The 12,289-nt window shown below is 55.2% G+C and carries 13 protein-coding genes; 9 read left to right on the top strand and 4 right to left on the bottom strand.

Translation table 11 applies throughout. The features are described from left to right. Window positions 1-262: 262 nt before the first annotated feature. Window positions 263-1,021, top strand: a complete 759-nt coding sequence (gene loiP / locus F3J29_RS19010; protein ID WP_166868452.1) for a metalloprotease LoiP — start codon at window positions 263-265, stop codon at window positions 1,019-1,021. A 36-nt stretch (window positions 1,022-1,057) separates the two neighbouring features. Here loiP and speB read toward each other — a convergent pair whose 3' ends face one another. The 4 genes from speB to yqgG all read right to left on the bottom strand — a co-directional run bounded on the left by speB (window position 1,058) and on the right by yqgG (window position 4,566). After that, entirely contained in the window at window positions 1,058-1,978 is a 921-nt protein-coding gene (speB, locus tag F3J29_RS19015) for an agmatinase (protein ID WP_166868454.1), read from the bottom strand. A 200-nt stretch (window positions 1,979-2,178) separates the two neighbouring features. Continuing rightward, on the bottom strand, window positions 2,179-4,155 hold the full coding sequence (gene speA, locus F3J29_RS19020) for a biosynthetic arginine decarboxylase (RefSeq protein ID WP_166868456.1): 1,977 nt from the start codon (window positions 4,153-4,155) through the stop codon (window positions 2,179-2,181). After that, complete coding sequence (yqgB, locus tag F3J29_RS19025; RefSeq protein WP_166868642.1) at window positions 4,148-4,294, bottom strand: acid stress response protein YqgB; 147 nt, start codon at window positions 4,292-4,294, stop codon at window positions 4,148-4,150. Before yqgB ends, speA begins: the two co-directional genes overlap by 8 nt. Window positions 4,295-4,395: 101 nt before the next feature. Further along, complete coding sequence (gene yqgG / locus F3J29_RS22965; RefSeq protein WP_502706570.1) at window positions 4,396-4,566, bottom strand: small protein YqgG; 171 nt, start codon at window positions 4,564-4,566, stop codon at window positions 4,396-4,398. A gap of 412 nt (window positions 4,567-4,978) precedes the next feature. Between yqgG and metK the strand changes: the two genes are divergently transcribed. The 8 genes from metK to ruvX all read left to right on the top strand — a co-directional run bounded on the left by metK (window position 4,979) and on the right by ruvX (window position 12,284). After that, window positions 4,979-6,133: a methionine adenosyltransferase gene (metK, locus tag F3J29_RS19030; RefSeq protein ID WP_008461565.1), complete on the top strand. Its 1,155-nt coding sequence runs from the start codon at window positions 4,979-4,981 to the stop codon at window positions 6,131-6,133. Between the two features lie 391 nt (window positions 6,134-6,524). Beyond that, window positions 6,525-7,931 (top strand): sugar porter family MFS transporter, encoded by a 1,407-nt coding sequence (locus F3J29_RS19035; RefSeq protein WP_166868458.1) that lies wholly within the window; start codon window positions 6,525-6,527, stop codon window positions 7,929-7,931. A 70-nt stretch (window positions 7,932-8,001) separates the two neighbouring features. Further along, window positions 8,002-8,517, top strand: a complete 516-nt coding sequence (locus F3J29_RS19040; protein ID WP_166868460.1) for a SprT family zinc-dependent metalloprotease — start codon at window positions 8,002-8,004, stop codon at window positions 8,515-8,517. Window positions 8,518-8,609: 92 nt separating this feature from the next. Then, a complete protein-coding gene (gene endA / locus F3J29_RS19045; RefSeq protein ID WP_166868462.1) occupies window positions 8,610-9,317 on the top strand; it encodes a deoxyribonuclease I in 708 nt (235 codons plus the stop codon). A gap of 145 nt (window positions 9,318-9,462) precedes the next feature. Beyond that, the gene (gene rsmE, locus F3J29_RS19050) at window positions 9,463-10,194 is read left to right on the top strand and encodes a 16S rRNA (uracil(1498)-N(3))-methyltransferase (protein ID WP_166868463.1); all 732 of its coding nucleotides are present in this window, start codon (window positions 9,463-9,465) and stop codon (window positions 10,192-10,194) included. Window positions 10,195-10,206: 12 nt separating this feature from the next. Next, window positions 10,207-11,154 (top strand): glutathione synthase, encoded by a 948-nt coding sequence (gene gshB, locus F3J29_RS19055; protein WP_045783932.1) that lies wholly within the window; start codon window positions 10,207-10,209, stop codon window positions 11,152-11,154. A gap of 147 nt (window positions 11,155-11,301) precedes the next feature. Beyond that, window positions 11,302-11,865, top strand: coding sequence for a YqgE/AlgH family protein (locus tag F3J29_RS19060; protein ID WP_166868465.1), 564 nt, complete (start codon window positions 11,302-11,304; stop codon window positions 11,863-11,865). Continuing rightward, the gene (gene ruvX, locus F3J29_RS19065; protein WP_008461550.1) at window positions 11,865-12,284 is read left to right on the top strand and encodes a Holliday junction resolvase RuvX; all 420 of its coding nucleotides are present in this window, start codon (window positions 11,865-11,867) and stop codon (window positions 12,282-12,284) included. The genes F3J29_RS19060 and ruvX overlap by 1 nt, the downstream gene beginning before the upstream one ends. Window positions 12,285-12,289 lie beyond the last annotated feature (5 nt).

Consider the following 12,289-nt stretch of genomic DNA (forward strand, 5'->3'; position numbering starts at 1 on the left):
TCCAGATCGGATGGTTGAAGGTCGCGCCTTGACTACGATGCGTTATGGGCTACGCCCGAAAATGTGACAACAATGTACACCAGGGGAATGGTCATGTACATGCGGCGTGCCGTTGACAGGGTAAGAAATCTCTGGATAACGCTCGCAAGTTGCGCAACCTGATGCGCAGGCCATTTATTCTTCTTTATACTGAGTCTGGAGCCGCCTCGCCTGCGGTAAATCCGATTCTGTTTTTACCTATTATAAAGAAAGGAAAATGGCCATGAAGATGCGCCCAATATTGCTGAGCCTGAGCATCGCAGCCCTGCTGAGCGGCTGCCAGGGAATGGATTCCAACGGGCTATTAACCTCCGGAGCCGAAGCCTTTCAGGCCTACACCCTAAGCGACGCGCAGGTGAAAACCCTGAGCGATGATGCCTGTAAGCAGCAGGACAGCAAAGCCACGATAGCTCCGGCAGACAGCCCTTATACCCAGCGGCTGAACAAAATTGCCTCCGCGCTGGGCGATAACATTAACGGCCTGCCGGTTAACTACAAGGTTTACGTGACCAAAGACGTCAACGCCTTCGCCATGGCGAACGGTTGTATCCGCGTTTACAGCGGCCTGATGGATATGATGGACGACAACGAAGTGGAAGCGGTGATTGGCCACGAAATGGGGCACGTCGCGCTGGGTCACGTGAAAAAAGGGATGCAGGTCGCACTCGGGGCTAACGCAGCCCGTGTTGCTGCGGCATCAGCAGGCGGCGTGATTGGCAATCTGTCGCAGTCGCAGCTTGGGGATTTAGGCGAAAAACTGGTAAACGCTCAGTTCTCCCAGCGCCAGGAATCCGAAGCGGACGATTACTCTTACGATCTGTTGCGCAAACGCGGTATCAACCCAACTGGCCTTGCCACCAGCTTCGAAAAACTGGCTAAGCTGGATGAGGGCCGTCAAAGCTCCATGCTGGACGACCACCCGGCGTCTGCCGCTCGTGCCCAGCATATCCGCGACCGCATGGCGGCGGATGGCATTAAGTAAAGCAATACCGCCCCCAAGGGGGCGGTATTTAAAGGCTTATTCGCCTTTCTTGGCTGCCTGGATATACAGCATTTCCAGCGCCAGTGTCGCCGCAGCCAGCGCGGTGATTTCAGACTGGTCGTAGGCCGGAGCCACTTCCACCACGTCCATCCCCACGATGTTCAGATCTTTCAGGCCACGAACCAGCTTGATAGCACGGTCGGACGTCAGGCCACCAATCACCGGCGTACCGGTCCCTGGCGCAAAAGCGGGATCCAGACAGTCAATGTCGAAGGTCAGGTAAACCGGCATATCGCCGACGATCTGCTTCACCTGGGCAATAATATCGTCTACGCCACGATCGTTAACCTGGCAGGCATCCAGCACGGTGAAGCCGTTATCTTTGTCGAACTCGGTGCGAATACCAATCTGCACGGAGTGGTTCGGATCGATCAGGCCTTCGTTTGGCGCGGTGTAGAACATCGTGCCGTGGTCGAACTCGCAGCCATTCGCGTAGGTGTCGGTGTGCGCATCAAAATGCACCAGCGCCATTTTACCAAAGTGCTTCGCGTGAGCACGCAGCAGCGGCAGAGTCACGAAGTGGTCACCGCCGAAGGAAAGCATACGCTTGCCGGAAGCCAGCAGACGCTCAGCGTGCGCCTGGAGATTTTCGCTCATCTCACGGGCATCGCCGAAGGCGTAAACCAGATCGCCACAGTCCACAACGTTCAGACGCTCGCGCATATCGAAGTTCCACGGGAAGCGACTTCCTTCCCAGGCCAGGTTGGTAGACACCTGACGAATCGCTGCCGGGCCGTGGCGGCCACCGGCGCGACCTGACGTTGCTGCATCGAACGGAACGCCGGTGATCACCCAGTCCGCATCGCTATCGTACGGCTGGAAGTTCAGCGGGAAACGTAAAAAACCAAAGGCATTAGATACCAGGGAGTTATCGTATTTGTGGCCTAAGGTGCTCATTGTCTGACCTCTCGGTTGGGGTTAAAAAACGCCTAAAAAAAATCCCCTCCGCGTCGTTAAACCCGACGAGGAAGGGATTGGATTGGTGTACTGCTCTTTATTGCGCGGATTATCGCCGCTAATTCGGACTGGTTCAAGAGAGTATAGGCCATTGCGCGCGCTTTGCTCCTCTCCTCAAAGAGGAGAGGGAAAGCAATAGCTTACTCGTCTTCCAGATAGGTATAACCGTACAGCCCAGCTTCGAACTCTTCGAGGAACTGCTGCTGCAGCGCATCGTCGAGGCCGGTGTTCTTCACCTGGTCGCGGAACTGAGTCAGCAGCTTGTTCGGGTCGAGCTGCACGTACTGCAGCATGTCCGCTACGGTATCACCTTCGTCAGACAGCTCCACTTCCACGGAACCGTCAGGGAAGACGAAAACGTCCACCGCTTCAGTGTCGCCGAACAGGTTGTGCATGTTGCCGAGAATTTCCTGGTACGCCCCCACCATGAAGAAGCCCAGCATCGGCGGGTTCTCAGGATCGTATTCCGGCATCGGCATCGTTGTGGCAATCCCGTCACCATCAATATAGTGGTCAATTGCCCCATCGGAGTCGCAGGTGATATCCAGCAGCACCGCGCGGCGCTCAGGCGCATGGTTCAACCCTTCCAGCGGTAACACCGGGAACAGCTGATCGATCCCCCACGCATCCGGCATCGACTGGAACAGCGAGAAGTTGACGTACATTTTGTCCGCCATGCGCTCCTGCAGTTCGTCGATAATTGGACGGTGCGCGCGGTTGCTTGGATCAAGCTGCTTCTGCACGTCATGGCACATGTTCAGGTAAAGCTGTTCTGCCCAGGCGCGTTCCTGCAGGCTATACGCCCCGGAGGAGTAGCCGACGTGGATATCGTGCAGGTCCATCTGGCTGTCGTGCAGCCATTCACGCAGCGAGCGACGCGTCCCAGGCTGATGCATCTCCAGCCAGGTTTCCCACATGCTTTGCAGCGCGCGAGGGGCGTCATCCGCAGGCGGGGTCGCTTCGGTATATTCGTTACGCTCCACGCCGATAATATTGGAAACCAGCACGGTGTGGTGCGCGGTTACGGCGCGGCCAGACTCGGTGATCACCGTCGGGTGCGGCAGGCCATTCTCTTCACAGGCATCGCCAATCGCCCAGATGATGTTGTTCGCGTATTCATTCAGGCCGTAGTTAACGGAGCAGTCGGACTGAGAGCGCGTTCCTTCATAGTCCACGCCCAGGCCACCGCCAACGTCGAAGCACTGGATGTTCACGCCCAGTTTATGCAGCTCGACGTAGAAGCGAGCGGATTCACGAACGCCGGTGGCGATATCGCGAATGTTCGCCATCTGCGAACCCAGGTGGAAGTGAAGAAGCTGAATGCTGTCGAGGCGGCCGCGTTCACGCAGGATTTCCACCAGCTGCAGAACCTGATTTGCCGCCAGGCCAAATTTGGATTTCTCACCGCCGGACGACTGCCATTTACCGGAGCCCTGAGAGGCCAGACGGGCGCGAACGCCCAGGCGAGGGATCACATTCAGTCGCTCGGCTTCCTCCAGCACGATGCCAATTTCGGACATCTTCTCGATAACCAGGTAGACCTTATGGCCCATCTTCTCGCCGATCAGCGCCAGGCGGATGTATTCGCGGTCTTTATAGCCGTTACAGACGATAACCGACCGGGTCATGCCCGCGTGCGCCAATACGGCCATCAGCTCGGCTTTAGAACCGGCTTCCAGGCCCAGCGGTTCGCCGGAATGAATCAGCGACTCAATCACGCGGCGGTGCTGGTTAACTTTGATCGGGTAAACCAGGAAATAGTCGCCGTTGTAGCCGTAGGATTCACGCGCACGCTTAAAGGCGGCGTTAATCGAACGCAGGCGGTGCTGCAGGATCTGCGGGAAGCAGAACAGCGCAGGCAGGCGCTGGCCCTGAGCTTCACGCGCTTTCACCAGTTCGGCGAGATCCACGCGAGCTTCAGGAACGTCCGGGTCCGGGCAAACGCTGATGTGGCCCAGTTCGTTAACGTCATAATAGTTATTGCCCCACCAGGCAATATTGTATGTACGCAGCATCTTGCTGGCTTCCTCGGAGCTCATGGCAACCTCCTGAATGGAACGATGTACATCCTGCTCGCCCACTGACGAACCCGAAACAGAAGTGATTTTGTCAGTCATGGCGAACCTCAAATTTTGTCGATTGTGCAAAACAGTTGACTACTATCGCAGGGGTATCCTGCAATAACAACCCATTAACAGCGCGCATTGACAGCAGAAGACGCTGACAGCCAGGCTGTGCGACCGGTTTCATTTTCATATCATTGTAAAACACGTATCCGAACCCTGTATGACAGGACGGCGAAACCACGAGAAAACTCTTGTAATACAAGAGCGCCCTTGTTCAGTTACCACGGCGGATTACAAACCGGCCCGGGGATCCTGAGAAGCGCCGAGATGGGTAAAACATCGGCAAGTTTGAAAACATGAGATGCAGGCTGCGAGGAGCATATGCGCGCCAGAACGGCGGGCTGGGTTAAATGAATGACGGCGGTTCATTACTTGTATCACCTCCACGCATACGTTGAACATGTATGCGACAAGCCAAAGCTGCGAACACTGTACCTGACAGGCTCTAAATAATTGCTCAACCCGGCTGGAAGTGGGCAACACGAAACGTGTGCTTTTGATTAAGCCGCGCGCGCCGCTTTATACCTATATAAGGGGTAAAAAGCAAAACAAAATGTGTAAATTGCCAGCAGTGTCAGCTTCACTTTCCACTCAAGATTTATCACATGTTGCCGTTACCCTAAAAAATTCTGGCTATCTGCCGATTGTCTAATCTAAAATGGCCGTCCAGATGTTAATCCATCTATACTGATTAACTGTTAGACTGCCTGTTTTTCAATCTGTGGCAATAAGTTCCCGGGTTGGTCTATCTCGCCACCGCTGTGGCGCAGAGCAGCAGCCTGAACTAAATAAATCCTCTTAGGGTGAAGAAAATATGGCTAAACACCTTTTTACGTCCGAGTCTGTATCTGAAGGGCATCCTGATAAAATTGCTGACCAAATCTCCGACGCCGTCCTTGACGCGATCCTCGAGCAGGATCCGAAAGCGCGTGTAGCCTGTGAGACCTACGTCAAGACCGGTATGGTTCTGGTTGGCGGCGAAATCACCACCAGCGCCTGGGTTGATATCGAAGAAATCACCCGTAAAACCGTGCGTGAAATCGGCTATGTGCATTCAGATATGGGCTTTGACGCCAATTCCTGCGCCGTTCTGAGCGCGATTGGTAAACAATCCCCGGACATCAACCAGGGCGTTGACCGTACCGATCCGCTGGAACAGGGTGCGGGCGATCAGGGTCTGATGTTTGGCTATGCGACTAACGAAACCGACGTGCTGATGCCAGCGCCAATCACCTACGCACACCGTCTGGTGCAGCGTCAGGCTGAAGTGCGTAAAAACGGCACCCTGCCGTGGCTGCGCCCGGACGCGAAAAGCCAGATCACCTTCCAGTACGACGACGGTAAAATCGTCGGTATCGATGCGGTTGTGCTGTCCACTCAGCACTCTGAAGACATCGCGCTGAAAGACCTGCAGGAAGCGGTGATGGAAGAGATCATCAAACCTGTTCTGCCGGGCGAATGGCTGAACGCCTCCACCAAATACCACATCAACCCAACCGGCCGTTTTGTTATCGGTGGGCCAATGGGTGACTGCGGTCTGACCGGGCGTAAAATCATCGTTGATACCTACGGCGGCATGGCTCGCCACGGCGGCGGTGCATTCTCCGGTAAAGATCCGTCTAAAGTTGACCGTTCTGCGGCCTATGCAGCGCGTTATGTAGCGAAAAACATCGTGGCCGCTGGCCTGGCTGACCGCTGTGAAATTCAGGTTTCTTACGCCATCGGCGTGGCAGAGCCTACCTCCATCATGGTGGAAACCTTCGGTACCGAGAAAATCTCTACCGAGCAGCTGACCCTGCTGGTGCGCGAGTTCTTCGACCTGCGTCCATATGGCCTGATTCAGATGCTGGATCTGCTGCACCCGATCTACAAAGAAACCGCCGCTTATGGTCACTTTGGTCGCGAACATTTCCCGTGGGAAAAAACCGACAAAGCTGCACTGCTGCGTGAAGCCGCTGGCCTGAAATAATCTGCCACCGCTTTGTGCTCTAAAGGCCAGCTTATGCTGGCCTTTTGCTTTTTGGTGATGCGTCACCAGGCCTTTCTTCGCCCATCTTCCCGTTTCTTCCACAGCACTTTGAAACCGATTACACATACCAGGTAAGAACATTCACGCTATTTTCATTCAAATATGTTACAGCCACTTCATTTGTTACATAACGCTTCATATTGCACCAATTTTAAACCATTAAATTGGTTTTAATCGCTATTAACGCCATGTTTTATCTGTTTGCAGTCTCTTTTTGATCCATTACCTCAGTGTAAACGATTACATTGCTGTGATTGTAATCACACACTTCCGCCGTTTACTGCCCTATCCTTAAAAACGTCAAATTCGAATAATCCACCTGGAGGGCGATATGCCTGACAATAAAAATATCGGGCGCTCAAACAGGCGCTCAAACAAAAGCATGACCTTTTTTGTCTGCTTCCTTGCCGCGCTCGCCGGCCTGCTGTTTGGCCTGGACATTGGCGTGATTGCCGGTGCGCTACCGTTTATCGCTAAAGACTTTTCCATCACCTCCCACACCCAGGAATGGGTCGTTAGCTCGATGATGTTCGGGGCTGCCGTTGGGGCCATTGGCAGCGGCTGGCTCTCTTTCAAACTGGGGCGAAAATACAGCCTGATGATTGGTGCCGTGCTGTTTGTGCTCGGCTCCCTGTTCTCAGCCTTTGCGCCTAACGTTGAAGTGTTAATCATATCTCGCGTCCTGTTGGGCCTGGCCGTCGGCGTCGCGTCCTACACCGCGCCGCTTTACCTGTCAGAAATTGCACCGGAGAAAATTCGCGGCAGCATGATCTCCATGTACCAGCTGATGATCACCATCGGTATTCTGGGCGCTTATCTCTCCGATACCGCTTTCAGCTACACCGAATCCTGGCGCTGGATGCTGGGAATCATCACCCTGCCGGCCCTTCTGCTGCTGGTTGGCGTCTTTTTCCTGCCGGACAGCCCGCGCTGGTTTGCCGCCAAACGCCGCTTCCATGATGCTGAACGCGTGCTGCTCCGCCTGCGCGATACCAGCGCTGAAGCGAAAAAAGAACTGGAAGAAATCCGCGAAAGCCTGAAGGTCAAGCAGAGCGGCTGGGCGCTGTTTAAGGATAACGCCAACTTCCGTCGCGCGGTCTTTCTTGGCGTGCTGCTGCAGGTGATGCAACAGTTTACCGGCATGAACGTCATCATGTACTACGCGCCAAAAATCTTCGAAATTGCCGGATTCGCCAACACCACGCAGCAAATGTGGGGCACCGTGATCGTCGGCCTGATTAATGTTCTGGCCACCTTCATCGCTATCGGCCTGGTCGACCGCTGGGGGCGTAAGCCTACGCTGGTTCTCGGCTTCCTGGTCATGGCCGTTGGGATGGGCGTGCTGGGCACCATGCTACACATCGGCATTCATTCCCAGGGTGCGCAGTACTTCGCGGTTGCCATGCTGCTGATGTTTATCGTTGGCTTCGCCATGAGTGCAGGCCCGCTGATTTGGGTGCTGTGTTCCGAAATCCAGCCGCTCAAAGGACGCGATTTTGGTATCACCTGCTCCACCGCCACCAACTGGATTGCCAATATGATTGTCGGCGCCACCTTCCTGACCATGCTGAACACGCTGGGCAACGCCAACACCTTCTGGGTTTATGCGGCGCTGAACCTGTTCTTTATCGTCCTGACGCTGTGGCTTATTCCTGAAACGAAACATGTCTCTCTGGAACACATCGAACGTAACCTGATGAAAGGCCGTAAATTACGCGAAATCGGCGCACATAATTAAGCCCGAATGCCCCTTCCCGCTACGGGAGGGGGCTTGCACCGTGCCTTCTCCCCGATTATTCTCTGCCGTTATGAAAGCCCCCCGACTCCCCATCGCTCTCCAGCAAGCCGTAATGCGCTGCCTGCGCGAAAAACTCCAGCAGGCTAACGCGCACTTAGGCCGCAGCTATCCCGAGCCGAAAGTCGTCTATCAGCAGCGTGGCACCGCCGCCGGCACCGCCTGGCTGGAAAGTAACGAAATTCGCCTTAATCCCGTCTTATTGATGGAAAATCAGCAGGCTTTTGTCGATGAAGTCGTCCCCCATGAACTGGCTCATTTGCTGGTCTGGAAGCACTTTGGCCGCGTCGCCCCTCACGGCAGAGAATGGAAATGGATGATGGAAACCGTGCTCGGCGTCCCGGCCCGCCGCACGCATAAATTTGAAGTCGATTCGGTGCGCAAAAATACCTTCCCCTATCGCTGCCCTTGCCAGCAGCATCAGCTCACCGTGCGCCGACACAATCGGGTCCTGCGCGGTGAAGCCGAATATCGCTGCACGCATTGCGGCCAGCTTTTAAAACCCGACGTTACAACCCCATGTAATTAATCGTTTATTTCTGGAATTTTTACACCACCGCTGATTGAAACTGGATATCCGATCAGGTAGGGTGCGGGCACGTTTTAGTAAGGATTCTTGAAATGTCTCGCAAAATTTCTTGGGCTGTTGCATTCGTTGCAGCCTTCAGTTCGCTTCCCGCCTTCAGCAACGGCATCAATAGCTTCGCACAGGCCAAAACCGCAGGCGTCAAGGTCAACGCCGATGCTCCGGGCGACTTCTACTGCGGCTGTAAAATTAGTTGGCAGGGTAAAAAGGGGATCCCGGATCTGGCGTCCTGCGGCTATAAAGTGCGGAAGAATGAAAACCGAGCCACTCGCATTGAATGGGAACACGTCATGCCAGCCTGGCAGTTTGGCCACCTGCTGCAATGCTGGCAGGATGGTGGGCGTAAAAACTGCGCTAAAGATCCGGTCTACCGCAAAATAGAAAGCGATATGCACAACCTGCAGCCTGCCGTGGGCGAGGTTAACGCCGACAGAAATAACTTCATGTACAGCCAGTGGAACGGCGGCGAAGGCCAATACGGCCAGTGCGCAATGAAAATTGATTTTAAGGATAAAGTGGCCGAGCCTCCGGAACGCGCAAGAGGCGCGATTGCTCGTACCTATTTCTACATGCGCGACCAATACCAGCTTTCGCTTTCTCGCCAGCAGACTCAGCTATTCCAGGCATGGGATAAGCGCTACCCGGTCAACACCTGGGAGTGCGAACGGGATGAGCGCATTGCGAAAGTCCAGGGCAATCATAATCCATATGTGCTGCGGGCTTGCCAGGCGCGAAACAGCTAACCTACACTAGCGGCAATTCTTTATTTGCTGTGACGAATATCGCCCTCGACCTACAGAACAAGGGGGCGAAAATCCCCTCTCCCTTTTTGGGATAGAGTCAGGATAAGAGCCCATTCCTGCAGCGCAACTAACCGGAACTCACTTCATGCGTATACCCCGCATTCACCATCCTGAAAATCTTTCCGTCGGCCAGGACGTTGCCCTGAGCGAAGATGCGGCTAACCACGTTGGACGCGTGCTGCGCATGGGCGCGGGCCAGGCCATTCAGCTGTTCGACGGCAGCAATCAGGTGTTCGACGCGGAAATCGTGCAGGCGGATAAAAAAAGCGTGCGTGTTAAAATCCTGGCGGGCAACGTGGACGACCGTGAATCACCGCTCTGGCTGCATCTCGGCCAGGTCATGTCCCGCGGCGAAAAGATGGAATTCACCATTCAAAAAGCCGTGGAGCTGGGTGTGAACGAGATTACACCATTGTTTTCCGAGCGCTGCGGGGTAAAACTGGATGCGGAAAGGCTGAACAAGAAACGCCAGCAGTGGCAAAAAATTGCGATTGCCGCCTGCGAGCAATGCGGCCGCAACCGGGTGCCAGACATTCGCCCGGCGATGGACCTGGCCGCCTGGTGCGCCGAGCAGGATGACGCCCTGAAGCTCAATCTGCATCCGCGAGCCAGCGCCAGCATCAACACGCTGCCGCAGCCGGTTCAACGCGTCCGGCTGCTGATTGGCCCGGAAGGCGGCCTGTCTGCGGATGAGATTGCCATGACCGCAGAGCACCAATTTACTGATATTCTGTTGGGACCGCGCGTTCTGCGTACTGAGACCACCGCGCTCACCGCCATCACCGCACTGCAGGTGCGCTTTGGCGACCTGGGCTAAAGGAGAACAACAATGATCAAGCTCGGCATCGTGATGGACCCCATCGCACACATCAACATTAAAAAAGACTCCAGCTTTGCCATGCTGCTGGAAGCGCAGCGTCGTGGTTACGAACTGCACTACATGGAAATGGCCGACCTGTATCTGAACAATGGTGAAGCACGCGCCCGTACGCGCCTGCTCAGCGTCGAGCAGAACTACGATAAGTGGTATGAGTTTGGCAGCGAGCAGGATATCGCCCTGGCCGACCTGAACGTGGTGCTGATGCGCAAAGACCCGCCGTTCGATACTGAATTTATCTACGCCACCTATATTCTTGAGCGCGCAGAAGAGAAAGGCACGCTGATCGTGAACAAACCGCAGAGCCTGCGCGACTGTAACGAAAAGCTGTTCACCGCCTGGTTTGCCGACTTAACGCCGGAAACGCTGGTCACCCGCAACAAAGCGCAGCTGAAAGCCTTCTGGCAGCAGCACGGCGACATCATTATGAAACCGCTGGACGGCATGGGCGGCGCGTCTATTTTCCGCGTGAAGCAGGATGACCCAAACATCGGCGTGATTGCCGAAACGCTGACCGAACTGGGCACCCGCTACTGCATGGCGCAAAACTACCTGCCGGCTATCAAAGACGGTGATAAACGCGTGCTGGTGGTAGACGGCGAACCGGTACCTTACTGCCTGGCGCGCATTCCGCAGGGCGGTGAGACTCGCGGCAACCTGGCCGCCGGTGGCCGCGGTGAGCCGCGTCCGTTGACCGAAAGCGACTGGGAAATTGCCCGTCGAGTTGGGCCAACGCTGAAGGCCAAAGGGCTGATTTTTGTTGGTCTGGATATTATCGGCGATCGCCTGACCGAGATTAACGTCACCAGCCCAACCTGCATCCGCGAAATCGAAGCTGAATTCCCTGTGTCGATCACCGGGATGCTGTTCGATGCCATCGAAAAACGCCTCGCTCACTAAGCACATCTGGCGGGTAGCTGTTACCCGCCTTTCCCCTTCGAAGGCACGATTCACGGCGGGTAGCCCGCCTTCCTTCATTAGTGGTAAGCTGACCACACTTCGCGCAGCCACTGCCGCTTTTATCAACCGGGATCAGAACCTCTGACAATGAATTTACAGCATCACTTTCTTATTGCCATGCCGGCTCTCCAGGACCCTTTATTTAAGCGCTCCGTAGTCTATATCTGTGAATACAACGATGAAGGCGCGATGGGGATTATCATCAATAAACCGCTGGAAAACCTGCAGGTTGATGGCGTTCTCGAAAAGCTAAAAATAGAACCAGACCCGCGCGACGAAACCATTCGCCTGGATAAACCCGTTTTCATCGGCGGCCCGCTGGCGGAAGATCGTGGCTTTATTCTGCACTCGCCGCCGGATAACTTCGGCTCAAGCATTCGCATCTCCGACGACACGGTGATCACCACTTCTCGTGATGTGCTGGAAACATTAGGCACAGCTAAACAGCCGAAAGAGGTGATCGTTGCCCTCGGCTATGCTTCCTGGGAAAAGGGGCAGCTTGAGCAGGAGATCATGGAAAACTCATGGCTGACGGCGCCCGCCTCAGCCGAGATCTTGTTCCATACGCCCATTTCAGAGCGCTGGCGCGAGGCCGCCCGTCTGATTGGCATTGATATCCACACCATGCCAAACGAAGCGGGGCACGCCTGATGAGCAGCGGAACTTTAATGGCTTTTGACTTTGGCACTAAAAGTATCGGTGTCGCTATCGGCCAGCGTATTACCGGCACTGCGCGCCCGTTAACAGCGCTTAAGGCGCAGGACGGCACCCCGGACTGGAACGCGGTAGAAAAAATCCTGAAAGAGTGGCAGCCGGAAGAAGTGGTTGTTGGCCTGCCGCTGAATATGGATGGGACCGAACAACCCCTGACGGCGAGAGCGCGCAAGTTTGCTAACCGCCTCCACGGCCGCTTTGGCGTAAAAGTCTCTCTGCAGGACGAGCGCCTGAGCACGGTCGAAGCCCGCGCCGGGTTGTTCGAACACGGTGGTTTTCGCGCCCTGAACAAAGGCAGCATAGACTCCGCCTCGGCGGTGATTATTCTTGAAAGCTGGTTCGAGTATCACCCGTGAAAAAC

Source organism: Enterobacter sp. Cy-643 (assembly GCF_011752815.1).
Lineage (GTDB): Bacteria > Pseudomonadota > Gammaproteobacteria > Enterobacterales > Enterobacteriaceae > Cedecea.